20 protein-coding genes and 1 pseudogene are annotated in these 23,632 nt (G+C 65.7%); 5 read left to right on the top strand and 16 right to left on the bottom strand.

The window, feature by feature from the left end:
• Positions 1–1,377 carry a Trk system potassium transporter TrkA gene (trkA, locus tag ACFTOW_RS02290; protein ID WP_379912651.1) on the bottom strand — a complete coding sequence of 459 codons (1,377 nt, stop codon included), beginning with the start codon at positions 1,375–1,377 and terminating at the stop codon, positions 1–3.
• A 119-nt stretch (positions 1,378–1,496) separates the two neighbouring features.
• On the opposite strand from trkA, the gene ACFTOW_RS02285 reads away from it, so the two are divergent.
• Complete coding sequence (locus ACFTOW_RS02285; protein WP_379912649.1) at positions 1,497–1,961, top strand: hypothetical protein; 465 nt, start codon at positions 1,497–1,499, stop codon at positions 1,959–1,961.
• Between the two features lie 6 nt (positions 1,962–1,967).
• On the opposite strand, the gene ntrX is transcribed toward ACFTOW_RS02285, so the two are convergent.
• The 5 genes from ntrX to dusB form a co-directional block, all read right to left on the bottom strand.
• A complete protein-coding gene (gene ntrX / locus ACFTOW_RS02280; protein ID WP_379912647.1) occupies positions 1,968–3,389 on the bottom strand; it encodes a nitrogen assimilation response regulator NtrX in 1,422 nt (473 codons plus the stop codon).
• Between the two features lie 7 nt (positions 3,390–3,396).
• Positions 3,397–5,577, bottom strand: coding sequence for a sensor histidine kinase NtrY-like (locus ACFTOW_RS02275; protein WP_379912667.1), 2,181 nt, complete (start codon positions 5,575–5,577; stop codon positions 3,397–3,399).
• A 177-nt stretch (positions 5,578–5,754) separates the two neighbouring features.
• Complete coding sequence (locus tag ACFTOW_RS02270; protein ID WP_379912645.1) at positions 5,755–7,134, bottom strand: response regulator; 1,380 nt, start codon at positions 7,132–7,134, stop codon at positions 5,755–5,757.
• Complete coding sequence (locus tag ACFTOW_RS02265) at positions 7,134–8,216, bottom strand: two-component system sensor histidine kinase NtrB (protein WP_379912643.1); 1,083 nt, start codon at positions 8,214–8,216, stop codon at positions 7,134–7,136. The genes ACFTOW_RS02270 and ACFTOW_RS02265 overlap by 1 nt, the downstream gene beginning before the upstream one ends.
• A complete protein-coding gene (gene dusB / locus ACFTOW_RS02260; protein WP_379912641.1) occupies positions 8,213–9,193 on the bottom strand; it encodes a tRNA dihydrouridine synthase DusB in 981 nt (326 codons plus the stop codon). Before dusB ends, ACFTOW_RS02265 begins: the two co-directional genes overlap by 4 nt.
• Positions 9,194–9,377: 184 nt before the next feature.
• Here dusB and ACFTOW_RS02255 point away from each other — a divergent pair, with 184 nt between their 5' ends.
• From ACFTOW_RS02255 to ACFTOW_RS02245, 3 genes are read left to right on the top strand one after another with little or no spacing between them, the layout of a single operon-like run.
• Complete coding sequence (locus tag ACFTOW_RS02255) at positions 9,378–10,511, top strand: bifunctional 2-C-methyl-D-erythritol 4-phosphate cytidylyltransferase/2-C-methyl-D-erythritol 2,4-cyclodiphosphate synthase (protein WP_379912639.1); 1,134 nt, start codon at positions 9,378–9,380, stop codon at positions 10,509–10,511.
• The gene (locus tag ACFTOW_RS02250) at positions 10,508–11,005 is read left to right on the top strand and encodes a phosphatidylglycerophosphatase A family protein (RefSeq protein WP_379912637.1); all 498 of its coding nucleotides are present in this window, start codon (positions 10,508–10,510) and stop codon (positions 11,003–11,005) included. The genes ACFTOW_RS02255 and ACFTOW_RS02250 overlap by 4 nt, the downstream gene beginning before the upstream one ends.
• Positions 11,002–11,481, top strand: a complete 480-nt coding sequence (locus ACFTOW_RS02245; protein WP_379912635.1) for a CinA family protein — start codon at positions 11,002–11,004, stop codon at positions 11,479–11,481. The genes ACFTOW_RS02250 and ACFTOW_RS02245 overlap by 4 nt, the downstream gene beginning before the upstream one ends.
• A 3-nt stretch (positions 11,482–11,484) precedes the next feature.
• Here the strand turns inward: ACFTOW_RS02245 and ACFTOW_RS02240 are convergent, their stop codons facing one another.
• The 3 genes from ACFTOW_RS02240 to ACFTOW_RS02230 all read right to left on the bottom strand — a co-directional run bounded on the left by ACFTOW_RS02240 (position 11,485) and on the right by ACFTOW_RS02230 (position 16,358).
• Positions 11,485–12,744: an NAD(P)/FAD-dependent oxidoreductase gene (locus ACFTOW_RS02240; RefSeq protein ID WP_379912633.1), complete on the bottom strand. Its 1,260-nt coding sequence runs from the start codon at positions 12,742–12,744 to the stop codon at positions 11,485–11,487.
• Entirely contained in the window at positions 12,741–14,930 is a 2,190-nt protein-coding gene (locus tag ACFTOW_RS02235) for a dehydrogenase E1 component subunit alpha/beta (RefSeq protein ID WP_379912631.1), read from the bottom strand. Before ACFTOW_RS02235 ends, ACFTOW_RS02240 begins: the two co-directional genes overlap by 4 nt.
• A 204-nt stretch (positions 14,931–15,134) precedes the next feature.
• Positions 15,135–16,358, bottom strand: coding sequence for an acyl-CoA dehydrogenase (locus ACFTOW_RS02230; RefSeq protein WP_379912629.1), 1,224 nt, complete (start codon positions 16,356–16,358; stop codon positions 15,135–15,137).
• Between the two features lie 105 nt (positions 16,359–16,463).
• Between ACFTOW_RS02230 and ACFTOW_RS02225 the strand changes: the two genes are divergently transcribed.
• A complete protein-coding gene (locus ACFTOW_RS02225; RefSeq protein ID WP_379912627.1) occupies positions 16,464–17,384 on the top strand; it encodes a LysR substrate-binding domain-containing protein in 921 nt (306 codons plus the stop codon).
• Positions 17,385–17,401: 17 nt separating this feature from the next.
• Here ACFTOW_RS02225 and phoU read toward each other — a convergent pair whose 3' ends face one another.
• From phoU to ACFTOW_RS02190, 7 genes and pseudogenes are all read right to left on the bottom strand, one after another.
• A complete protein-coding gene (phoU, locus tag ACFTOW_RS02220; RefSeq protein ID WP_379912625.1) occupies positions 17,402–18,121 on the bottom strand; it encodes a phosphate signaling complex protein PhoU in 720 nt (239 codons plus the stop codon).
• A gap of 104 nt (positions 18,122–18,225) precedes the next feature.
• Positions 18,226–19,260, bottom strand: a complete 1,035-nt coding sequence (locus tag ACFTOW_RS02215; RefSeq protein WP_379912623.1) for an ATP-binding protein — start codon at positions 19,258–19,260, stop codon at positions 18,226–18,228.
• A complete protein-coding gene (locus ACFTOW_RS02210; protein ID WP_379912621.1) occupies positions 19,257–20,438 on the bottom strand; it encodes a trans-sulfuration enzyme family protein in 1,182 nt (393 codons plus the stop codon). Before ACFTOW_RS02210 ends, ACFTOW_RS02215 begins: the two co-directional genes overlap by 4 nt.
• 148 nt (positions 20,439–20,586) lie before the next feature.
• On the bottom strand, positions 20,587–21,108 hold the full coding sequence (locus ACFTOW_RS02205) for a gamma carbonic anhydrase family protein (protein WP_379912619.1): 522 nt from the start codon (positions 21,106–21,108) through the stop codon (positions 20,587–20,589).
• Position 21,109: 1 nt separating this feature from the next.
• Entirely contained in the window at positions 21,110–21,754 is a 645-nt protein-coding gene (gmk, locus tag ACFTOW_RS02200) for a guanylate kinase (protein ID WP_379912617.1), read from the bottom strand.
• A 4-nt stretch (positions 21,755–21,758) separates the two neighbouring features.
• Complete coding sequence (locus ACFTOW_RS02195; RefSeq protein ID WP_379912615.1) at positions 21,759–22,649, bottom strand: YicC/YloC family endoribonuclease; 891 nt, start codon at positions 22,647–22,649, stop codon at positions 21,759–21,761.
• Between the two features lie 148 nt (positions 22,650–22,797).
• A pseudogene (locus ACFTOW_RS02190) lies at positions 22,798–23,555 on the bottom strand (IS5 family transposase).
• Positions 23,556–23,632 lie beyond the last annotated feature (77 nt).

The following is a 23,632-nucleotide window of genomic DNA, read 5'->3' as shown; positions in this document are numbered from 1 at the left end:
TCAGAAAAAGTCGATCGAGACCTGCAACAGGCGCTCGACCTCGGGCACGTCGCTGGCCAGTGAGAATATGGTGATCACGTCGCCTTCATCGATCCGCAGGCTGCCGGTGGGACGCACCAGCTTTGCACCCTTCTGCACCATCCCGATCAGCACGCCCTCGGGGAAATCGATATCGGTGATCTTCTTGCCCGAGATGGGCGATGTCGACAGCACTTCGGCCTCGATCACCTCGGCCTCGGCATCGCCGATGGAATAGACGCCGCGCACCCGCCCATGGCGGATATGCCGCAGGATCGAGCTGACGGTGCTGGCGCGCGGATTGATATAGGCGTCGATCCCAAGCGGCGTCATCAGCGGCACCATCGTGGGATCGTTGATCAACACGATGGCCATGCGGCAGCCTTCGGCCTTGGCGCGCACGGCCGCCAGCATGTTTGTCTTGTCGTCATCGGTCACGCACAGCACCGCATCGGCGCGGTCGATATTGGCCTCTTTCAGCAGAACGCTGTCCATCCCGTCGCCGTGCAGCACGATGGTCCGTTCCAGAATATCGGCGGCATGTTCAGCCACATGACGGTTCTTTTCGATCATCTTGACGCGCAGACGCTCGGCGCGCTCTTCCAGGCGGGTGGCGACGGCCAGACCGACATTGCCGCCCCCGATCACGACGATGCGTTCCTGTTTCTTGGTGGTCTTGCCAAAGATCTCCAGCGTGCGCGCCACGTCCTCGTTGGCCACCACAACATAGCAATCGTCACCGACGAAAAGCTGATCGCCCGGTTCGGGCGCAAACAGCGTGCCCTGTCGCCGCACGCCGACAACGATGGCGCGCAGGGTGGAAAACAGGTCGGACAACTGCCGCAACGGTGTGTTGACCACCGGGCAGGCATCCTCGATCGTGATGCCCAGAAGCTGCGCCTTGCCGTCATGGAATACTTCAGTGTCAAAGGCCGAAGGCGATCCAAGGCGCTGCAACGCGGCCTCGGCCACCTCGCGCTCGGGACTGATGACAACATCGATGGGCAGGTGATCGCGGCGGTAGAGATCGGAATAGATTGCCGTCAGATAGGATTGCGCGCGCAGCCGTGCGATCTTGCGCGGGACGGAAAACACCGAATGGGCCACCTGGCAGGTGACCATGTTCACCTCGTCGGAATGGGTGGCGGCGATGACCATGTCGGCATCGCGCGCGCCCGCCCGCTCCAGCACATCGGGATAGCTGGCAAAGCCCGCGATCCCCTGCACGTCCAGCGCGTCGGTGGCGCGGCGGATCAGGTCGGCGTTGCTGTCCACGACCGTCACGTCGTTGCGTTCGCCTGACAGGTGGCGCGCAATCTGCCAGCCGACCTGGCCTGCCCCGCAGATGATGACCTTCATGGCATCTATGTCCCCATGTCTCAGGGCGGTTGGATGGCAGATGCACCTGCGACGGTCAATTGAATTGTCATTGCCCCCGCGCTTGGGGCACAGTGCCCCGCAAGACAGGAGAACCCCAGATGCCCCGCCCCCTGATCATGTGCCTTGCGCTGAGTCTGGCCGCCTGCGCCCCGCTGGAGATATGGCACAAGCCCGGTGTGCCGGTGACACAGGCCGATGACCAGTTGCTGACCTGCCGCACGCAGGCCGCCCGCGACGTGCCGGTGAACACCCGGACCCGCGTGACGCCGGTGACCATCGTGCCACGCCGGATTTGTGACAAGGACGGCAATTGCACGGTGTTCTATGAAAGGCGCGGTGGCGACGTGATCGTGTTCGACGCCAACGAAGGCCTGCGCAAGCAGGTGATCGGCCAGTGCATGCGGGCGCGCGGCTACAGCCCGGCCAGCATCCCGCCCTGCCCTGCCGAGATCAAGTCCGCCGCTCCCGCGGGGCGCACAACCACCCTGCCCCGCCTGACCGAAAGCTCGTGCGTGATCCGCAACCGTGACGGAAGCTGGCAGATCGTCAATCAGGGCGGCTGAAGCGCGTCAGCCCTCGGCCTCTTCCTCTTCCTCTTCGTCGGTCATCTGCGCGATGCGCGCGCCGGATTTGCTGGTGGTGACCACCCCGAGGCTTTTGAGCTTGCGGTGCAGCGCGCTGCGCTCCATCCCGACAAAATTGGCGGTGCGGCTGATATTGCCGCCAAAGCGGTTGATCTGGGTCAGCAGGTATTCGCGCTCGAACGCCTCGCGCGCCTCGCGCAGGGGCATGGTGGCCAGCGTGCCCGAAATGACGACGCGCCCCTCTTCGACCACCTTTTCCTCTTCGCTGGGCAGTTCGCGCGCCTCGATCGGCCCGGTGCCATCGCCCAGGATCAGCACCCGCTCGATCAGGTTCTTCAACTGTCGCACGTTGCCCGGCCAGATCATCGTCTGCATCAGCGCCACCGCATCATCGGCCAGATCGCGCGCCGGCAGGCCCTGCGTCTGGTGGAAGGTCGCGATGAAGTGGCGGGCCAGTTCAGGAATATCCTCGCGCCGGTCCTCAAGCCCGGGCACATCGATCGGGACCACGTTCAGCCGGTGAAACAGTTCCTGCCGGAACGTGCCCGTCGCAATCGCCGCCGCAAGATCGCGGTTGGTCGAGGATATCACCCGGATATCGACACGCACCTTGTCGGTGCCGCCGACGCGGGTGAACTGCTGATCCACCAGCACCCGCAGGATCTTGGACTGCGTGCCCAGCGGCATGTCCGCCACCTCGTCGAAATAGATCACGCCGCCATGGGCCTGTTCCAGCAACCCCGGCTCGACCCCCCGTTCGGGGCCTTCGCGACCGAACAGCACCTCTTCCATCCGTTCGGCGTCGATGCTGGCGCAGCCCACGGTCACGAACGGGCCGCTGGCGCGGTTGGAATTGGCATGGACATATCGCGCGGCCATTTCCTTGCCCGACCCCGCCGGCCCGGTCAGCATCACCCGGCCATTGGATTTGGTCACCTTGTCCAACTGCCCCAGCAACGCCTTGAAGGCATGGCTGCTGCCGACCATTTCGGTGCTGCCGCTGTCCTTGCGCCGCAGCGCGGTGTTTTCGCGCCGCAACCGGCTGGTTTCCATCGCGCGCCGGATCACCACCAGCAACTGGTCGATGTTGAACGGTTTTTCGATGAAGTCATAAGCCCCCTGCTTGATCGCCGCGACCGCGATCTCGATGTTGCCATGACCTGAAATGATGATGATCGGCACATCGGGGTTGTCGCGCTTGACCGCCTTGAGGATGTCGATCCCATCCATCCGGCTGTCTTTCAGCCAGATATCAAGGATCAGCAGCGCGGGCTGCTCTGCGCCCACCTCTTTCATCGCGTCGTCGGAATTGCCTGCCAGCCGGGTGGTATACCCTTCGTCCAGCAGGATGTCTGAAATCAATTCGCGGATATCGCGTTCGTCATCGACAATAAGAATATCGCTCATGCAATCCTCATACGGTTTCTTGCTTTTCGACCAGCGCAGGTTCGGTCAACGGCAGCCGGATGACCGCCATCGCCCCGGCATGGCCGTCGTCGTCAAAGGGCGGCGCATCATCCAGCACCAGAACGCCACCATGCTCTTCGATGATCTTCTTCACGATCGGCAAGCCCAGCCCCGTGCCCTCGGCCCTTGTAGTCACGTAGGGTTCGAACAGGCGCTCGCGATCCGCCGGCAGGCCGATACCGTTGTCCATGATGCGGATTTCGGCCATGCCATCGACCTGCGCGGCGGTGATGCGGATTTCGGGGGCATAGCCCTCGGGCGCGCCGCTGGCCTGCCGCGATTGCGTCGCCTCGCCCGCGTTCTTGATCAGGTTGGTCAGGGCCTGCCCGATCATCGTGGCATCCAGTTCAGCCTGAAAAACGGCATCGGGCTGATCCAGCTTGATGGTCACGTCCGGCTGCCCCGCCTGTTGCAACAGCACTGCCCCGCGCAAGATCTCGGTCAGGCTTTCGGGCTTGCGGTCGGGTTCGGGCATCCGCGCGAATTTCGAAAACTCGTCAACGATCCGGCGCAAGTCGTTGGTCTGCCGTATGATGACTTCGGTCAACTGGTCCAGGCTCTCGGCCTGCTCGGCCTCAAGTTGGCGGGCGAACTTGCGCTTGATCCGCTCTGCCGACAACTGGATCGGAGTGAGCGGGTTCTTGATTTCATGCGCGATGCGCCGGGCCACGTCGCCCCAGGCCGCCATGCGCTGCGCCGCCACCAGATTGGTCACGTCGTCAAAGGCCACCACGAACCCCTCGCGCTTGCCATCGGCATTGCGCCGGGTCGAGACCCGCACCAGCAGGTTTTCCGACCGCCCCGCGCGCGTCACCCGCACCTCTTCCTGCGCGGTTTCCACCTGCCCGTGCCGGACCTTTTCGAACAGCGGGCCGAACTCGGGCACCGCGACGGTCAGCGCCAGCGATTGCTGCTCTTCGTGCCAGTCCAGCAGCCGCTCGGCAGAGCGGTTGACGAATGTCACCCGCCCCTTGGCATCGACGCCCACAACGCCGGACGTGACCGAGGACAGCACGGAATCGAACAGCCGCCGCCGCCGCTCGATCGCCTTGGTGTTTTCCAGCAGGGTTTCGCGCTGCCCCTTCAACTGGCGGGTCATCTGGTTGAAATACCGTCCCAGCATGGCGATCTCGTCATCGCCGTCCTCCTCGACCACCTGAACGTCCAGATCGCCCTCGCCCACGCGCTGCGCGGCGCCGGTCAGCCGCCCCACCGGGCGCGACAGCCGCTCGGCAAACCACAGGCCCAGCCAGACGGCGGCCAGGATCAGCAGCACCGCGAAGCCGAAATACAGCAGTGCAAAGTCGAACAACTGCCGCCCGCGTTCGGATTCCTGCTGCTGGTAGAACCGCGCGGTTTCCTGCGTCTCATCCAGCAGCGTCAGCAGGTCACCATCCACCGTGCGCGAGACATAAAGGTACCTGTCGGCAAAACCCGGCAAGGGCACCAGCGCGCGGAACTCGTCATTCGGCCAGTCGGGGATCAGGTGGATGCCATCGCGCCGTGCGGCCTGCATGTCCTGCGCCGTCGGTTCCTCGAAATCGAACAGGTAAGACCGCTGCCCGCGCGCCTGCAGATCGCCGTCACCGTTGATCACATAGGCCTCTTTCAGCCCGCGCTGGATCAGGCTCTGGCCTTCGGTCAGGACCACGCGGATATCGCCATCCGAGGTAAAGCCGGTCAGACGCTGACGATCGGTGATGAACCGCGCCAGCAACATGGCGTCATCACTCAGATCCCGCCGCTCTTCCTCCTCATAGGATTGCGCAGCGGCCAGCGAGGCCCCCACCACCTGCCGGACACGCTCGGAGAACCAGGTCTCCAGCCCGATGTTGATCGTCAGCGTGGCAAACACCGCCACCGTCACCGTGGGCAGCAGCGCCATCAGCGCAAAAACCCCGGTCAGGCGCAGATGCAGGCGTGATCCTTCGGATTGCGCGCGGCGTGCCGCCACCAGCGCCAGCACCCGCTGCGCCACAAGCGCCACCAGCAGCAGCACATAGACCAGGTCGGCCATCAGCACCAGGCGCAGCGACAGCGAGGACGACCCGCCATCCAGCGGCCCCAGCACCATGAACGTGACAAAGGCCAGCACCGGCCCCAGAAGGACCAGACCCAGCGTCACCATCGTCTGCACCCGGCGCTGACGCCGAAGCCGCACAAACCTGTTCCACGCCGTGCCTGTGTGCCGTGCTTTTGTGGTCACGCATGCCCCTCGAAATGATGCACCTTCACGGTGCTCAACCACGACATATGGTGGCTTCTCTGGCTCTTGCGGCCCGAATACCACGCATATGTTGCGGTTTTACATCAATTTGCGGCGGCGTGTCACGTTAATATCCAGATCGGTGATCTTCTTGCGCAGGGTATTTCTGTTGATGCCCAGCAGATCGGCGCATTTGGCCTGATTTCCGCCCGTCGCCTCCAGCGCGATCTCGATCAGCGGCCCCTCCATCTCGCGCAGGATGCGGCCATACAGGCCCGGCGGCGGCAACATGTTGCCATGCAGGTCGAAATAGCGACGCAGGTGCCGGCCGATGCTGACCGACAGGTTGTCGGTCTCGCCCACGCCGCCCAGCACAGGTTCCACCTCGGGCTGGCTCCCCAGCACGGCCTCGACCTCGTTGCGGGTGATCTCGTCGGTGCGGCTGGTTAGCACCAGGCGGCGGATCGCGTTCTCCAACTGCCGCACGTTGCCCGGCCAACTGTACGCACGCATCAGTTCCAGCGCGTCGGCGGACAAGCGCCGCACCACGCCGGTTTCACGCTCGGCCCGGGCGATGAAATGCTCGGCCAAAAGCGGGATGTCATCCACACGTTCGCGCAGGCTGGGCACATCCAGCGCCGCGCCACCGATGCGATAGAACAGATCCTGCCGCACCCGGCCCTGATCCATCGCCGCGTTCAGATTGGCCTGACTGGTCGCCATGAAGCGCGGCACGTGATCGCCGGGCGTGTCCATCATCCGCACGATCCGCGCCTGCGCATCGGCATCCAGATCGACCAGTTCGTCAAACAGCAGCGTGCCGCCCTTGACCCGCGCCAGAACCCGCGCCGGACCTTCCAGATCCGACAGGTCGCTGGCGGTGACGGTGATGAACGGCAAGGTCCGCCGGTCGGAAAAATCGTGAATGGCACGGGCGATCAGCGACTTGCCGGTGCCGGATTCGCCGGTGATCAGAACCGGCAGGTCGGTGTTCATCACCCGCGCCACCAGCCGGTACAGCGTCTGCATCGCGGGCGTGCGCCCCACCAGCGGCAGATCGTCGGGGCGCTCGGCCTCGGCCGGAGATTCAAGACTGCGGGCCGGCGAATGCCGCCGCCGGGCCTCAAGCGCACGGGCGGTGCGTTTCATCAGGTCGGGCAGGTCAAACGGCTTGGGCAGGTAATCATAGGCCTCGGCCTCGGCGGCCTGAATCGCCGTCATGATGGTATTCTGCGCCGAGATCACGATCACCGGCAGGCCGGGCCGGTCCTGCGCGATCTTGGGCAGCATTTCCAGCCCGTTGCCATCGGGCATCATCACGTCGCTGATCACGACATCGCCCTTGCCCTCGCCGACCCAACGCATCAGCGTGGTCAGCGAGCTTGTGGCATGCACCTTGCAGCCCGCCCGCGTCAGCGCCTGCGTCAGAACCGTGCGGATCGTTCGGTCGTCATCTGCGACAAGTACGGTTCCGTCCATCAATCACTCTCCTCTTGATCCAGCGGCGCGCGCGGCAACGAGATGCGGAACACCGTCCGCCCCGGAACCGAGTTCACCGAAATCCATCCGCCATGGTCGCCAACGATCTTGCTGACCAGCGCCAGCCCCAGCCCGGTGCCGTTTTCCCGGCCCGAGACGAAAGGCTCGAATATGTCGTTGCGAATCCCCTCGGGCAGACCGGGACCATCGTCGATCACCTCGATCTGCAGGGGCAGCGAATGGCCTGACCCGTCGCTGCGCCGCAGCCGGAAGGAATGTTCAAAGAACGTGTGCAGCGTGATCGTCCCGCCGTCCTTGCCCGCCGCCTCGGAGGCGTTTTTCAGCAGATTCAGCACCACCTGCAGCAACTGGTCGGGATCAGCATGGGCCAGCGGCAGCGAAGGATCGTATTGCTCGACGATCTTCATATGCGCACCGAACCCCAGCAGCGCCGACCGGCGCGCACGATCCAGCACGTCATGGATATTCACGGCCTTGCGTTGCGGGGCAGACAGGTTGCCGAATTGCTCGACCTGCTCGAGCAGCTTCACGATGCGCCGGGTCTCGGACACGATAAGATCGGTCAATTCAAGGTCTTCGGCAGACAAGCTCATGCTGAGCAACTGCGCCGCCCCGGTGATGCCCGCCAGCGGGTTCTTGATCTCATGCGCCAGCATCTCGGCCATGCCGATGGCGGATTTCGCCGCCGATTTCACCGAATGGCTTTGCGTCATCCGCCCGGCCAGTTCGCGTGGCGCGATCAGGAACAGCATCTGCCCCGGATAGCCCTGCAACGGCGCGATCTGAAGATTGCACTGCAACGGTGCCCGTTCGCCGGTGCCCACATCGACATCGTTGACGAACAGCGGCGTGCCCTCGGCGCGGGCGCGGGCAAAGGCCTCTTCCAAAGGCGCATCTATGGCCAGCCTGTCCCAGACCGGCTGACCGATCAGCGCCTTGGCAGATGCATTGAAAAAGCCCTCTCCCGCCGGGTTCAGATCGGCGATCAGGTCCTGACCGTCCACCAGAATTCCCGGCACGGGCAGGGAATTCCACAGCGCCGCCTCGATCGCCGGGCTCATGCGGCGCACCTTGCGGGTTCCGCCGCATCCGGCAGCAGGCGCAGCACCTCGGCCGGGTCGCGGCTGGTCAGGATACGGCGACGCATCTGCGCCGGCGTGCCCAGATCATCCATGTACCAGCCAAGGTGCTTGCGCGCGATGCGCAGGCCCAGATCGTTTCCGTAAAAGATCAACATCGCCTCGTAATGCCCTGAAATCAGATCGATCAACGCTTGGTCTTGCGGAATATCCGGAGCCGGCCCCAGGCCAAGATCATGCGCGATCTGCGCCAGCATCCAGGGCCGCCCCTGCGCGCCGCGCCCGACCATCACTCCAGCCGCCCCCGACAGCGCCAGGGCCCGCGCCGCGGTCGTCCCGTCAACGATATCGCCATTGGCCACCACCGGGATCGTCACCGCCTCCTTGACGGCGCGAATGGCTGCCCAGTCGGCCCGCCCCTTGTAGAACTGGCAGCGCGTGCGCCCGTGGATCACCAGCATGTCCACGCCGGCCCCTTCGGCCCGCCGGGCCAGGTCGGCGGCGTTCAGGCAATCGTCATCCCAGCCCAGCCGGGTTTTCAGCGTTACCGGCACATCGACCGCGCCCACCACCGCCTCGATCATCCGCTGGGCGTGATCCAGATCCCGCATCAACGCCGAGCCCGACAGGCCGCCCACCACCTTTTTCGCGGGGCAACCCATGTTTATGTCGATCACCCGCGCGCCATTGTCGGCGACCATGCGCGCCGCCTCGGCCATCCAATGCGGATCGCGCCCGGCCAGCTGGACCGAGGTGTTGGCCACCCCGAACCCCAGCTCGGCCCGGTCGCGCGCGGATGGCTTGGCCGCGACCATGTCGTGGCTGGCGATCATTTCGCTTACCACCAGCCCGGCACCGAAACGCGACACCAGATCGCGGAACGGCAGGTCGGTGATTCCCGCAAGCGGCGCCAGCAGGACCGGCGGCGTTATGGCTTTGGTATTCAGGGTCAGTGTCATGTGCCTAAACCTTGTGCACTTGGCCTTAGCTAACCTACGATGCGGGATATAACAATGAAACCAGCCCAGCTTTTGCACATGTCCTGTGGTCCTGCATAAAAAACAGGCACATCTATCGGCGCGATCTGGCCGATTGCCCTTGCCCGCCTCACCCCCTATTCAAGCGACAAGGAGTGACCGAACCATGACAACCGCCGCCCTGATCGTCGCCGCCGGACGCGGCACCCGCGCCGGGGGTGACCTGCCCAAGCAGTGGCAGGTCGTGGCAGGCCGCCGCGTGGCGGACTGGACGCTGGCCGCGTTTGCAGGTCATCCGCGCATCGACCATGTGCTGATGGTGATCCATCCCGACGACACCGCGCTTGTGCTCGCAGGCACCGACATGGTGCCCGGCGGCGCCACGCGCGATGCCTCGGTCCGCGCGGGATTGCAGGCGCTGGCCGGGCGCGGCGTGACCCGCGTGCTGATCCACGATGTCGCCCGTGCCTGTGTCAGCGCCGCTGTCATCGACGCCGTGCTTGATGCGCTGGATCACGCCCCCGGTGCCGCGCCCGGCCTGCCCGTCACCGATGCGCTGTGGCGCGGCACGGATCATGTCACCGGCACGCAGGACCGCAGCGGCCTGTTCCGGGCGCAGACACCGCAGGGGTTTCACTTCGACGCCATTCTGGCGGCACATCTGGCGCATCCGGGCGGGGCTGCTGATGATGTGCAGGTCGCCCGCGACGCCGGGCTGCGGGTTGCCATCACGCCCGGGTCCGAGGACAATCTGAAAATAACGCAGCCGGGCGATTTCGCCCGCGCCGCCGCGATCCTGAAAGGACGCAGCATGACGTCACCCGATATCCGCCTTGGCAACGGCTATGACGTGCACCGCTTTGGCCCCGGCGATCACGTCTGGCTATGCGGGGTCAAGGTGCCGCATGACCGCGCCCTGCAAGGCCATTCTGACGCCGATGTCGGCCTGCACGCGATCACCGACGCGATCTATGGCGCGCTGGCGATGGGCGACATCGGACGGCACTTTCCACCCAGCGATCCGCAGTGGAAAGGCGCCGCCAGCCATATCTTCTTGCGCCATGCGGTGGGCATGGCCCGCGACTTGGGGTTCGCCATCGGCAATATCGACTGCACGCTGGTTTGCGAACGCCCCAAGATCGGCCCCCATGCCACGGCGATGCAGGCCGAACTGGCCGCGATCACCGGAGTTGATGCCAGCCGCCTGTCGGTCAAGGCCACCACCTCGGAGCGTCTGGGGTTCACCGGGCGCGAGGAAGGCATCGCCGCCATCGCCACAGCCACCCTGGTGAAACCATGACCGTCTCGCGCCTCGTCTCTACCTTCTTTGGCGCAGGTCTGCTGCGCCCGGCACCCGGCACATGGGGGTCCGCCGTGGCCGTGGCCATGGGGCTGGTGATCCACGGCATCGGCAGTTTCCCCCTGCTGGCCGCCGCCACGCTGGCCGCCATCGGCTGGGGCTTCTGGGCCTGCGAGGTCGAACTGGCCGACAAACCCGGGCAGGACCCGTCGGAAATCGTGATAGACGAGGTCGCGGGCCAGTGGCTGGCGCTGCTGTTTCCCTCCTTCGGCTTCTGGCTGATGGGGCTGGACAACTGGCATTTCCCATACCCCGGCTGGGTTGCGGCCTTCGTGTTCTTTCGCCTGTTCGACATCTGGAAGCCCTGGCTGGTAGGTCGCGCCGACCGTCGCCACGACGCGGCGGGGGTGATGCTGGATGACCTTTGGGCGGGGCTGTTCGCCGGTGTCGCCACGATGATCGCGGCAGGGGCCTTCCACGGGATGATGGGATGAGCCTGCCCAAGCAGATCCTTGACGCCTTTGGCGCGCGCGGGCGGATGATCGCCACCGCCGAATCCTGCACCGGCGGCATGCTGGGCGCGGCGATCACCGATATCCCCGGCTCGTCCGCCGTGTATGAGCGCGGGTTCATCACCTACACCAATGCCGCCAAGACCCAGATGCTGGGCGTGCGCGCCGACACGCTAACCACCCACGGTGCCGTTAGTGAAGAGGTGGCGCTTGAAATGGCAGAAGGCGCGCTGCGCCATTCCGCCGCCGATGTGGCCGTGTCGATCACCGGCATCGCAGGCCCCGGCGGGTCCGAGCACAAGCCCGAGGGCCGCGTGTGTTTCGGTCTTGCCGTCACCGGGCAGCCGCCGCGCAGCGAAACGGTGGAGTTCGGCGCGCTTGGCCGCGATGCCGTGCGCATTGCCGCACGTGATCATGCGCTGGCACTGCTGCTGAGCGCGGCCACGGATGGCACCTGAGCGCTACAACCGCGCGCCCAACCCGTGCAGCACCCGCGCGCCGGTCTCGTAGTACAGCCCCCGCAGCGCCGTCCAGCTTTCGTCGTGCCGGTCCACCGGGGCCAGCGGCAGGTCGCTTTCATCCCCGCTCAGCAAGGCGCGCGCGCAGGCCCTGCCCAGCACGGTGCCGGGCGCAATGCCCCGGCCCGAGTATCCGAAAACCGCCAGCCCGCCGGGCGCGATCCGCAGCACCTTGGGGATCTTGTCGGCACTCATCCCGATGCGCCCCGACCAGAAATGCGTCAGGTCCACATCGCCCACCTGCGGAAACAGCCGCGCCATCGCCCGCCGTGCCCAGGCCCGGTGCAGCCCCACCGCGTCGGGTTTACCCATCGCACCCAGGATCAGACGCCCGGCAGCATCCTTGCGATAGGATGTCATCACCAGCCCGGTGTCCCACGCCCCCTCGCCCTGCGGCAGGATCGACCCGGCCACGTTCGACGACAGCGGCGCCGTGGCCAGTTGAAAGAAATGCACCGGCGTCAGCGGCGGCAGATCGGCGCCTTTCGCAGGCTGGTGATAGGCGTTGGTCGCCAGAAGCAGCGCGCCCGCGCGCACCTGCCCACCCTTGAAATCCACCTGCCACCCATCGCCGTCGCGCAGGATCGCCGACACGGGCGCGCCTTCGGCCACCAACGCGCCCAGACCCACGGCCGCCCGCGCCAGACCGCGGACATAGCCCATCGGCTGCACCGTGCCCGCCCGCGCATCATGCAGCGCGCCATGAATGCGCTCGCTGCCCAGCCGGGCGCGGGCCGGATCGGCCTCCAGCAGGCTGACCGGGGCATGTCGCGCCGCCTGTTGGCGGTGGCGTTCGCGCAGGTCGTCCATCCCCTTGGGCGCGTGGGCGCAATGCAGCGTGCCGGTGCGCGTGGCCTCGCACTGGATACCGAACCGCTCGACCAGATCGAACACCTGTTTCGGCCCATCCGCCAAAGCTGCGTTCAGCCGCGCGCCCGCCTCCTGCCCCATCACCTGTTCCACCTGATCAGGCGGCAGCCACAGCCCGGCATTGACCAGCCCGACATTGCGCCCCGATCCGCCGTGGCCCACGGTCTGCGCCTCAAGCACGATCACCGTTGCGCCTGCCTGCACCGCCTCCAGCGCCGCAGCACAGCCGGTGAAGCCGCCGCCGATGATCACCAGATCGGCGCTGTGATCGCCGCTCAACGAGACCGAGGGCACATCCTCGGCGCAGCTTGCCGCCCACAGGTTGCCGCTCATGCACACAACCCCTTGGCCGCGTCCACGATCCCGTCGGCCGAGGGCAGCGTCGCCGCAAAGGCCGGGCCGGTGGCGATGAAACAATCCTCGGCCGTGAGGCGGCGCGCGTCCGGCCGGCCCTGTTCGACCATCAGCGCCATCAGCGCCTCGGACTGGCTGCCGGTGCGGCGGCATTCATCGACGATCAGCACCCGGTCGCAGCCCTGCACCGCAGCCATGACCGCCCGCGCATCCAGCGGCGCCAGCCAGCGCAGGTCGATCACGCGGGCGTCGATGCCGTCATCTGCCAGCCGCGCCTGCGCCTGCCGCGACAGGTAATGCCCGTTGCCATAGGTCACGATGGCCAGATCGGTGCCCTCCCCGTGCACCCCCAGATCACCGGGCGCGATTTCCACACCGGCCTCGGGATAGCGCGTCAGCCAGCCGCCATCGCCTGCCCCATGTAGATCGCGCATGGGATAGAGCGCGATGGGTTCCACCATCACCACCACGCGCCGCTGTTCGCGGGCCATGCGCACGGCGGCACGGTGCATCGCCACCGCATCCGCACCCGTGCTGGGGCAGCCGATCACGATCCCCGGAATGTCGCGCAACACGGCCAGCGAGTTGTCGTTGTGGAAATGCCCGCCAAAGCCCTTCTGATAGCCCAGCCCGGCGATGCGCAGCACCATCGGGTTGTCATACTGCCCGTTGCTGAAGAACGGCAGCGTCGCCGCCTCGCCGCGCAGCTGATCCTCGGCATTGTGCAGATAGGCCAGGAACTGGATTTCCGGCATCGGGATAAACCCCTGCTGCGCCATGCCGATGGCCAGTCCCAGTATCGATTGCTCGTCCAGCAGCGAGTCGATCACCCGCCCCGGGCCGAACCGCGCCTGCAACCCCTTGGTGATACCATAGACGCCGCCCTTGCGGCCGATATCCTCACCCGCCATCACCAGCCCCGGCGTGGCCAGCATCAGATCCGCCAGCCCGAGGTTCAGCAGCTTGTTCATCGGCTGCGGTTCGTCCAGCGCGCGCAGGTCCGATGGCCCCATCATCGCCGCGCGATCCTGAGGCGTGGGGCCGTTCAGGCGGGCCGCATCGCGCGCGGGCGGGATCAGGGCCGCCGCCACGTCAGATGCGGTTTGCAGCTTGGGCCGGGTCACCGCGCGGGCGGCCTGCGCCTGCACATTCTCCCAGACCTCGGTATAGATCCCCAGCACGTCTGCCGCATCCGCCACCCCCTCGGCCAGCAGCCGCGCGGCGGTGTGGATCAGCGGATCATCCGCCTCTTGCGCGGCGATCTCGTCCTTGGCGCGATAGGACGCTTCGACATCCGCGCCCGCATGGCCATAAAGCCGCACGCAGGTTATGTGCAGCACGGCAGGCTTGCGCCGCTTGCGCACCCAGTCGGCAGCCTGTGTCGCTGCACGCAAGGTATCGACGATATCCAGCCCGTTGCAGGTAAAATACTCCACGCCTGCCCGCGCGCGAAGGCTGTCGCTCACCCAGTTCTTCGGCGTCTTGACCGAGATGCCGATGCCGTTGTCCTCGCACACGAACAGCAGCGGCAGCGGCGTGCCCTGATAGGCGGTCCAGCCAGCCGCGTTCAGCGCCCCCTGCGCCGTCGAATGGTTCAGCGAGGCATCGCCGAAAGAACACATCACGACCGAGTCACTGGGCCATTCCGGCACCTCGGGCGGCATCCGGCGGCTCATCCCGATTGCAAAGGCCGCACCCATCGCCTTGGGCAGATGGCTGGCGATGGTCGAGGTTTGCGGCGGGATGTTCAGCGCCTTTGATCCCAGCACCTTGTGCCGCCCGCCGCTGATCGGATCCTCGCGCGATGCCGTGAAACTCAGCAGCATGTCCCACAGTGCATCCTGCCCCGGAACCTGTGCCGCGCGCGCGATCTGGAATGCCGCATCGCGGTAATGCAGGAACGCCGGGTCGGTGACGCGCAGCGCATGGGCGATGGCGGCGTTGCCCTCGTGCCCCGAGGACCCGATGGTGTAGAACCCCTGCCCCTGCGATTGCAGCACCCGCGCCATGCGGTCCAACTGCCGGCCTGTCACCTGCGCGCGGTACAGCGCCAGCAGATCATCGCCCGTCAGCCCGGCATCGCCGGCCCGTCCGATCACGGGCGGCAGATCACCCTCGTTTACCCGTCGCAAGAACGCCTCGTGCACACGCGTTGCCGGATCCATGCTGCCCCCCGTTCGTTGTGTCCCGAACGTGATACGCCCCCGCGCCGCCCCATGCCAGAGCATCACCGGGAAATATCGGTTGGAAATCCCGCGACATCCGGTGCAGCAAAGCGCCTCGCCCCTTGTGGGGAGGGGGCCTGCACCAGAAAGGGCCGCCCCGGCGGGACGGCCCTTCATGACAGTCATTCAGTGATCATTCAGCGATCAAAAGAACGCCTGCAACCCCGTCTGCGCCCGGCCGAGGATCAGCGCATGCACATCATGCGCGCCCTCGTAGGTGTTCACGGTTTCAAGGTTCACCATGTGCCGGATCACCCCGAATTCCAGACTGATGCCGTTGCCGCCGTGCATGTCGCGCGCCATCCGCGCGATATCCAGCGCCTTGCCGCAGTTGTTGCGCTTGACGATGCTGATCATCTCGGGCGCGGCCTTGGCCTCGTCCATCAGACGGCCCACGCGCAGCGAGGCCTGCATGCCCAGCGAAATCTCGGTCTGCATGTCGGCCAGTTTCTTCTGGAAAAGCTGCGTCTGCGCCAGCGGGCGCTTGAACTGGTGCCGGTCCAGACCGTACTGCCGCGAGGCATGCCAGCAGAACTCGGCCGCACCCAGCACGCCCCAGGAAATGCCATAGCGCGCGCGGTTCAGACATCCGAACGGACCTTTCAGGCCTTCGACATGCGGCAGCAGCGCGTCTTCGCCCACTTCGACGTTGTCCATCACGATCTCGCCGGTGATCGAGGCGCGCAGGGACATCTTCTTGCCGATCTTCGGCGCGCTCAGACCCTTCATGCCCTTTTCAAGGATGAAACCGCGGATCTTGCCGCCATGCGCCTCGGACTTGGCCCAGACCACGAAGACATCGGCGATCGGGCTGTTCGAAATCCACATCTTGGAGCCGGTCAGCACATAACCGCCATCGGTCTTGACCGCGCGGGTCTTCATGCCCGCCGGATCGCTGCCCGCGTCGGGTTCGGTCAGGCCGAAACAGCCGATCCATTCGCCTGTCGCCAGCTTGGGAAGGTATTTCAGCCGCTGCTCTTCCGAGCCATAGGCATAGATCGGGTACATCACGAGGCTGGATTGCACCGACATCATGCTGCGATAGCCCGAATCAACCCGCTCGACCTCGCGCGCGACCAGACCATAGCTGACATAGCCCGCGCCGATCCCGCCATATTCCTCTGGGATGGTGGTGCCCAGCAGGCCCATCTCGCCCATCTCGGTAAAGATCGCCGGATCGGTCTTTTCGTCCTCGAACGCTTCCAGAACGCGCGGCTGCAGCTTTTCCTGGCAATAGGCGCGCGCGCTGTCGCGGATCATCCGCTCGTCTTCGGTCAGTTGATCCTCGACGCGAAACGGGTCTTCCCAGTCGAACTGGCCCAGATCGGGCATGTCTTTGGCGCGCAGTGTGGGTTTGTCATCCAGCATTTCGGTTCTCCTATCCGCAGGGATTATGCATTTTCCTTGTAATACCACGGTACACTGCCCAAGAATATCGCGTTTTCCGCATCAATGCATGAGGTTTTGGAATACATGCTTGCGCCCCGCCGCTATCTGCCCTCGCTGACCGCGCTGCGCGCGCTCGAGGCGCTGGACCGTCTGGGCAGCGTGACCGCCGCCGCCGAGGAACTCAGCCTGACGCAAAGTGCGGTCAGCCGCCAACTTCAGGCGCTGGAGGATCAGTTGGGCGCCGCCCTGATCCGGCGCAGCGGCCGGCGGCTGCACCTGACCCCGGGTGCCAGCGATTACGTGGCCGAGGTGCGCGCCGCCCTGCAACAGATCGCGCAGGCCGGGTTGCGCCTGCATGCCACGCCCGAAGGGTCGGGCACGATCAGCCTGGCGATCCTGCCCACCTTCGGGATGCGCTGGCTGGTGCCGCGACTGCCCGATTTCACCCGCCGCCATCCGGGCGTGACGGTCAACCTGTCAAGCTGCCTGTCGCGCGTGAACTTTGACGTGGAACCCTATGACGCGGCAATCTTTTTTGGTGCCGCCCCGCCACCCGACTGCCACGCCCTGCGACTGCGCAACGAAAGCGTGGTCGCGGTCTGCGCGCCTGCGCTGCTGGCGCAGACCCCGCTGGCATCGGCGCAGGACATCCTGCGCCTGCCGCTGCTGCACATCCAGACCCGCCCGGATGCCTGGGCCGAATGGCTGGCCCGTCACCATATCGGCGCGCGCGGGCGCGGCGGTCAGGGCGGCATGGTCTATGACCAGTTCAGCACGATCACCCAGGCCGCGTTGCACGGGCTTGGCGTGGCCCTGCTGCCCGATTACCTGGCCGAGCAGGATCTGGCCACCGGGCGGCTTGTCCCGGTCTGGGGCGGCCCGGTCGAAAGTGCCGGTGCCTATCACCTTGTCTGGCCCAAATCCCGCCCCGCCAGCCCCGCGCTGATCGCGTTTCGCGACTGGATGGCGACCCAGGCCGAGGATGGTGATTCGCTGCCGCGCTAGGGCAGCTTGCCTTCGTCTCAGGCCTTGCCGCGCGCCGCCATAAGCGTGCCGTCGTTCTTCGGGCGGATATCCTCGGGCAACTCGCCGGTCACCAGATAGACGGTCTGCTCGGCGATCGCCGTTACGTGATCGCCCATCCGCTCGGTGTTCTTGGCGATGAAATGCAGGTGCATGCAGGCGGTGATATTGCGCGGGTCTTCCATCATGAAGGTCAGGAATTCGCGAAACAGCGCGTTGTACATCTGGTCCACATCCGCATCACGCAGGATCACCTCGCGCGCCAGATCGGCATCGCGCTGGATATAGGCGTCCAGCGAGTCCTTCAGCATCAACTGCACCTCGCGCGCCATGCGCCGCAGCGCCGTGTTGGCCCCGGTGATCGGCGTCATCTGCACCAGAACGCTGGTGCGCTTGGCCATGTTCTTGGCGTAATCCCCGATCCGCTCAAGGTTGCCCGAGATCTTCATCACGCTCAGCACCAGCCGCAGATCGACCGCCGTGGGCGCGCGCAGCGCGATCACGCGGGCCGCATCCTCGTTGATCGCCTCTTCCAGCTTGTCGATGGCCAGATCGCCCTTGCGCACGGTCTCGGCGAGTTCCTCGTCACGCTCTTCCAGCGATTGCGCGGCATCAAGGATCGCGGCCTCGACCAGCCCGCCCATCTTGAGGATCCGGGCCTGGATCGCCTCAAGGTCGCGGTCAAAGACCGACATGATATGATCCTTGCCTTCGTTCATAGGCCTGCCTCCCGCGTTGCGCATCCGTCCCACCAGACTGAGGGCGAAAGCACCGCTTGACCATAGGTCAGTGCAAAAATCGCCTCGACTGTGACGATACACGCTCAGCGTGTCGGCAGTATGACCGAAAACCGGCTGCCCTCTCCTGGCGCGCTGTCGATGCGCATGCGGCCGCGATGACGGTTGATGATGTGCTTGACGATCGCCAGCCCCAGCCCGGTGCCCCCCATCTCGCGCGAACGGTGGCTGTCCACGCGGTAGAACCGCTCGGTCAGGCGCGGGATATGCAGCGGGTCGATCCCCGGCCCGCTGTCGGCCACCGTCACACGCACCGCCGCGCCGCGCAGGCCCAGTCCCTCGGCCGGGCCATCCAGGCTCAGCCCAACGGTACAGCCATGCCCGCCGTACTTGATCGCGTTCTCGATCAGGTTGGTGAACACCTGCCGCAACTGGTCGGCATCCCCGGGCACCCGCACCTGCCCCGCGGGCAAGTCCTCGTCGAACGTCACCGCGTTCTTTTCCGCCATCTGCGCCAGCGAGCGCTGCGTGGCGCGCAGCAGGTCGACCAGATCGACCATGTCGCCAGGGCGCATCCGCTCCTGTGCCTCGACATGGCTCAGCGACAGCAGATCGCGCACCAGCCGGTTCATCCGGTCGGCTTCGCGCGCCATGATGCCAAGGAACCTGTCGCGCGCAGCCGCATCCTCGCGCGCCGGGCCCTGCAAGGTCTCGATGAACCCTAGCAGCGCCGTCAGCGGCGTGCGCAGCTCGTGGCTGACATTGGCCACGAAATCGCGCCGCATCTGGCCCACCTGTTCCAGATGGGTCACATCCTCGAACACCGCCAGAACCCCGGTCAGCCCGACCAGATCCAGATGCGCGCAACTGACCTTGTAGGTCACATCCTGCCGCCCGTCATTGGTCAGGTACCGCGTGTCCTGCGCAGCCCGGCTGTGCCGGCAGCCCTCGATCGCATCCAGAACCGAGGGCTGGCGGATCACGGTGATCAGATGCCGCCCGGCGATCCCTTCGCCAAACAGCGGTGTGCACATGGCATTGGCGGCCAGGATGCGGTCGTCCGCCGATACCAGCAGCGTGGCATGGGGCACGGCGGCCACGATCTGGCCCGCGTCCGTCATCCCTGCGAGGCCTGCGCAGCGTGCGCAAACAGGTCGCACAGCGCGCCGGGCTCTTCCAACCCGACCGACACGCGAAAGAACCCCTCGCCGATCCCCAGCGCCTCCCGCCCCTCGGACGTCAGCGCCCGGTGCGAGCTTGAGGCCGGATGCGACAGGGTCGTGCCCACATCCCCCAGCGTCGGTGCAAAGGCGATCCCTTCGGCGGCCGCGGCAAAGGCATTGGCGGCTGCGCGCCCGCCCTCCAGTTCGAATGACATCATGTTGCAGCCGCGATTGCCCAGAATGGCCCGCGCGCGCGACGAATCCGGGTGATCGGCGCGCAGCGGATAGAGCACGCGCTTCACACCCTTCAGACCGGCCAGATGATCGGCCAGATGCGCGGCATTGGCCTCGGCCCGGTCAAAGCGCAGGTCGAACGTGGCCAGCCCCCGCTCGGCCAGCCAGCAATCGAACGGGCTGGCGGTCATGCCGGTTGTCACCGCGAAATCATAGATCGCCTTTTGCAGCGCCGCATCGCGCGCCACGGCATAGCCCAGGGTGACATCGGAATGCCCCGCCAGCAGCTTGGTCACGGAATGGATCACGATATCGGCCCCATGCTCGAACGGGCGGAACGCGCGCGGCGTGGTGAACGTGTTGTCCACCACCAGCAGCACGCCCCTGTCCCTTGCCACCTGCGCGATCCCGGCCAAGTCCGCCACCCGCAGCGTGGGGTTCGACACCAGTTCGATCAGGATCATCCGGGTCTCGGGCCGGATCGCCGCCGCCATCGCCTGCGCATCCGTCGGATCGGCCAGCGTGGTGGTGATTCCCATGCGCGGCAGGTCCTGCGTCATCAGCCGCAGCGACCGACCGTAAAGCTGATCGCCGCCGACCACGTGATCGCCCGCCTTCAGCAGCCCCAGCATCACCGCCGTCACCGCCGCCATGCCCGACCCCATGACGGTGCCGCCACTGGCCCCTTCCATCGCATCGATGCGCCGCGCCAGCACATCGGCATTCGGATGCCCCTCGCGCGCATAGGTATAGCCCGCCACACGCCCCTCGTATTGCGCATCCAGCGCGTCGGGCGTCTCGGACGCATAAACCACCGACGGCATGATCGGCGTCACCACCGGCCAGCTTGCCGTTGGGGGCAGGCCCTCGGGCCGGATCAGCGTGCGTTTGTCCTTGGTCATTCCCGTCTCTCCCTGACGCCGGCCCTTGTCGGCGCGGCGGTCCTGTCTTCATCTTGCAAAGTAAACTCTCGCCGAAGGCAACCGCCTGCAATTTTCCGGGGGAAAATTTCCGGCTGACAAAGCGCGCGCGTCAGCGCGCCCGATCAGGTCACACCTCGATCAGCCCGTCCCGGAACCGGCGCATGTTGTCCTGATAATGCAGCGCACTGGCGCGCAGCGCGGCGATCGCGGCCTCGTCCAGCTGCCGCACCACCTTGCCGGGGGCGCCCATCACCAGGCTGCCGTCGGGGATCTCCTTGCCTTCGGTGATCAGCGCACCCGCCCCAATCAGGCAGTTGCGGCCCACCTTGGCCCCGTTCAGCACGGTCGCGCCCATGCCGATCAGGCTGTTTTCGCCGATGGTGCAGCCGTGCAGCATCGCCTTGTGGCCGATGGTGCAGCCCGCGCTGATCACCAGCGGAAAGCCCATGTCGGTGTGCATCACCACGTTTTCCTGCACGTTGCTGCCGGTCCCGATGCGTATCTCCTCGTTGTCGCCCCGCAGGGTGGCCCCGAACCAGATGGCGGCCCCGGGTTCCAGCACCACGCGGCCGATCACGTTGGCATCGGGCGCAACCCAGGTGTCTTCGGCAATCTCGGGGGCGACCCCGTCCAGCGCATAGATCGTCATCTCACTCCACCTCCTCGAATTCCTGTTGCAGCCTGCGCACATGGTCCACCAGCCCGGGCTGTTGCAGCCGCTTCAGCCGCGTCGCGGTGACGATCGTGGTCAGGTCGGTGAACGTGCGGTCCAGATCATCGTTGACCAGCACGTAATCATAGCTGCCCCAATGGCTGATCTCGTCCCAGCTTTTCTGCATCCGCCGCGCGATCACCTCGGGGGCGTCCTGCCCCCGGCTGATCAGCCGCCGCCGCAGTTCGGCAATCGAGGGCGGCAGCAGGAAGATCGACAGCGTGTGCCGCCCGAGGGCCGAATTCACGATCTGCTGCGCGCCCTGCCAGTCGATGTCGAACACCACATCGCGCCCCGCGTCGATCGCCTGTTCGACGGGCACGCGCGGGCTGCCGTAGAAGTTGCCGAACACATGGGCATGCTCCAGCATCCCGTCGCGGTTCACCTCGCGCTTGAACGCCTCTTCGGTCAGAAAGCGATAGTCGATCCCGTCCACCTCGCCGGTGCGGGCCGGGCGGGTTGTGGCCGAGACCGAGAACTCAAGGCTCGGATCCCAGCCCAGCAACCGCCGCGACAGGGTGGATTTGCCCGCGCCCGAGGGCGAGGACAGGATGATCAGCAGGCCGCGGCGTTGTGTGCTCATGGGGTCACTCCACGTTCTGAACCTGTTCGCGCATCTGGTCGATCACCGTTTTCAGATCCAGCCCGATGCGCGTGAGGTCGGTGTTCTGTGACTTGGAGCACAGGGTGTTGGCTTCGCGGTTGAACTCCTGCATCAGGAAATCCAGCTTGCGCCCGATCGGGCCGTCGCTGCTCAGCAGCTCGCGCGCGGCACTGACATGCGCGCGCAGGCGGTCGATTTCCTCGGTCACGTCGGATTTCACGGCGATCATCGCCAGTTCCTGCGCCACGCGGTCGGGGTCAGCCCCGTCGGCATGAGCCATCACCCGCGCCAATGACGCACGCAGCGCCGTCGCCATGTCCTCGCGCCGCGCCGCGGTGACATCGGCCGCCGCCTCGGTCAGCCGCGCGATCTGGTCCAGTTGGTCGCCCAGAACGGCGTTCAGCGCCGCGCCCTCGGCCGCACGCATCTGCACGAAGGACGCCAGCACAGGCTCGAAATCCGCCAGCAGCAGCTTGCGCAGGGCGGTGGCCTCGTCCTCGACCGTGGACATTTCCAGCACGCCGCGCAGGCTCAGGATGTCAGCCGCGCGCGAGGGCGCCAGGGGCACGCCCTGTTCCGCCGCCCGCATCTCGACCTGCGCCAACGCGTTCAAAGCGGCATCAAGTGCCGCGGCGTTGACCGTCTGCACCGCCTCGCCCTCGTCGCGCATGATCCGCAGGCCCACGCTGACCGATCCGCGCGCCAGCGCCTTGCCCAAGCGCGCGCGCAGCGCGGTTTCCAGCCCGTCGATCCAGTCGGGCACGCGCAGGCGCAGGTCCAGCCCCTTGGCGTTCACGCTGCGCATTTCCCAGGCCCAGCCGTGCGGGCCATGCCCCCCCTTGGCGGCGGCAAAGGCGGTCATCGATCTGGTCAAAGGCGTGCTCTCCTGTCGCGCGAGTCCTGCGCCCTTGCCCTACGCAATCGCAGGCGCGGGGGCAAGAGTGGCCGGAGTTAACCACTTGCGCCGATTTGCGCCGATTTTGCGCCGGATGCGGGTAAAATCGGCTAGGGCCTGTGGACATTTATCGTGAAGCGATGATGGCAGCCGCGAGATGCCAGTTGGCTGCGTAGCTTGACGCTGTCTTTTCGTAGCGGGTCGCTATGGCTCTGAATTCCTTGATCTTTGCAAAGAAATTCTCGATCAAATGCCGCCACTTGTAGGCGTGTTTATCGTAATCGCGCAGGCACTTGCGGTTCGCTTTCGGTGGGATGATGGCGGTGGCACCGCGCGCATCGAGTGCTGTGAGAAGCCAATCGGCGTCGAACGCCTTGTCGCCCAAGAGAGCACCGAAGGCAACGCCATCGATGAGCGGTTCGACGCCCTTCATGTCGTGCGCCTGGCCGGGCAGGAGAACGAAGTTGGCCAGGTTTCCGAGCGCGTCGACCAAAGCAACGATCTTGGTGGTCAATCCGCCACGCGAGCGCCCGATGGCTTGATTTTGAGTCCCCCTTTTGCGCCGCTCGCCTTCTGGTGAACCTGAACGATCGTGCCATCGATCATTGCGTACTCGAAATCGGGAGTGTCGCTGATTTCCTTGAAAATTCTTTCGAATACCTCACTCTCAGCCCATCTGCGAAACCGTCGAAAAACGCTGTTCCAGTTGCCGAAACCAGCAGGCAGGTCACGCCACGGTAACCCAGTCCGCACACGCCATAGAACTGCTTCAAGAAACAGACGATTGTCCTTGCCTGTCGCACCTGCATCGCCCTGCTTGCCAGGGCAGTGTGGCGCAAGGCGGACCCAGACCTCATCTGTCAACACAAACCGCTCTTCGTTCATTCAAACCTCCATTTTGGAAGCTTGAATCAGAAATCAGGCAAGTTGGAAATCCTGAATGTCCACAGGCCCTAGTCACC

It is taken from the genome of Lacimonas salitolerans, from assembly GCF_042677865.1.
GTDB lineage: Bacteria > Pseudomonadota > Alphaproteobacteria > Rhodobacterales > Rhodobacteraceae > Lutimaribacter > Lutimaribacter salitolerans.
Note: the sequence above shows the minus strand (reverse complement) of the source record. Positions and strands in the feature narration are given on the sequence as shown.

Coding starts and splice junctions, on each gene's coding strand:
- trkA (WP_379912651.1), bottom strand. CDS start 1,377: ATGAAGGTCATCATCTGCGGGGCAGGCCAGGTCGGCTGGCAGATTGCG.
- ACFTOW_RS02285 (WP_379912649.1), top strand. CDS start 1,497: ATGCCCCGCCCCCTGATCATGTGCCTTGCGCTGAGTCTGGCCGCCTGC.
- ntrX (WP_379912647.1), bottom strand. CDS start 3,389: ATGAGCGATATTCTTATTGTCGATGACGAACGCGATATCCGCGAATTG.
- ACFTOW_RS02275 (WP_379912667.1), bottom strand. CDS start 5,577: ATGGTGACGCTGGGTCTGGTCCTTCTGGGGCCGGTGCTGGCCTTTGTC.
- ACFTOW_RS02270 (WP_379912645.1), bottom strand. CDS start 7,134: ATGGACGGAACCGTACTTGTCGCAGATGACGACCGAACGATCCGCACG.
- ACFTOW_RS02265 (WP_379912643.1), bottom strand. CDS start 8,216: ATGAGCCCGGCGATCGAGGCGGCGCTGTGGAATTCCCTGCCCGTGCCG.
- dusB (WP_379912641.1), bottom strand. CDS start 9,193: ATGACACTGACCCTGAATACCAAAGCCATAACGCCGCCGGTCCTGCTG.
- ACFTOW_RS02255 (WP_379912639.1), top strand. CDS start 9,378: ATGACAACCGCCGCCCTGATCGTCGCCGCCGGACGCGGCACCCGCGCC.
- ACFTOW_RS02250 (WP_379912637.1), top strand. CDS start 10,508: ATGACCGTCTCGCGCCTCGTCTCTACCTTCTTTGGCGCAGGTCTGCTG.
- ACFTOW_RS02245 (WP_379912635.1), top strand. CDS start 11,002: ATGAGCCTGCCCAAGCAGATCCTTGACGCCTTTGGCGCGCGCGGGCGG.
- ACFTOW_RS02240 (WP_379912633.1), bottom strand. CDS start 12,744: ATGAGCGGCAACCTGTGGGCGGCAAGCTGCGCCGAGGATGTGCCCTCG.
- ACFTOW_RS02235 (WP_379912631.1), bottom strand. CDS start 14,930: ATGGATCCGGCAACGCGTGTGCACGAGGCGTTCTTGCGACGGGTAAAC.
- ACFTOW_RS02230 (WP_379912629.1), bottom strand. CDS start 16,358: ATGCTGGATGACAAACCCACACTGCGCGCCAAAGACATGCCCGATCTG.
- ACFTOW_RS02225 (WP_379912627.1), top strand. CDS start 16,464: ATGCTTGCGCCCCGCCGCTATCTGCCCTCGCTGACCGCGCTGCGCGCG.
- phoU (WP_379912625.1), bottom strand. CDS start 18,121: ATGAACGAAGGCAAGGATCATATCATGTCGGTCTTTGACCGCGACCTT.
- ACFTOW_RS02215 (WP_379912623.1), bottom strand. CDS start 19,260: ATGACGGACGCGGGCCAGATCGTGGCCGCCGTGCCCCATGCCACGCTG.
- ACFTOW_RS02210 (WP_379912621.1), bottom strand. CDS start 20,438: ATGACCAAGGACAAACGCACGCTGATCCGGCCCGAGGGCCTGCCCCCA.
- ACFTOW_RS02205 (WP_379912619.1), bottom strand. CDS start 21,108: ATGACGATCTATGCGCTGGACGGGGTCGCCCCCGAGATTGCCGAAGAC.
- gmk (WP_379912617.1), bottom strand. CDS start 21,754: ATGAGCACACAACGCCGCGGCCTGCTGATCATCCTGTCCTCGCCCTCG.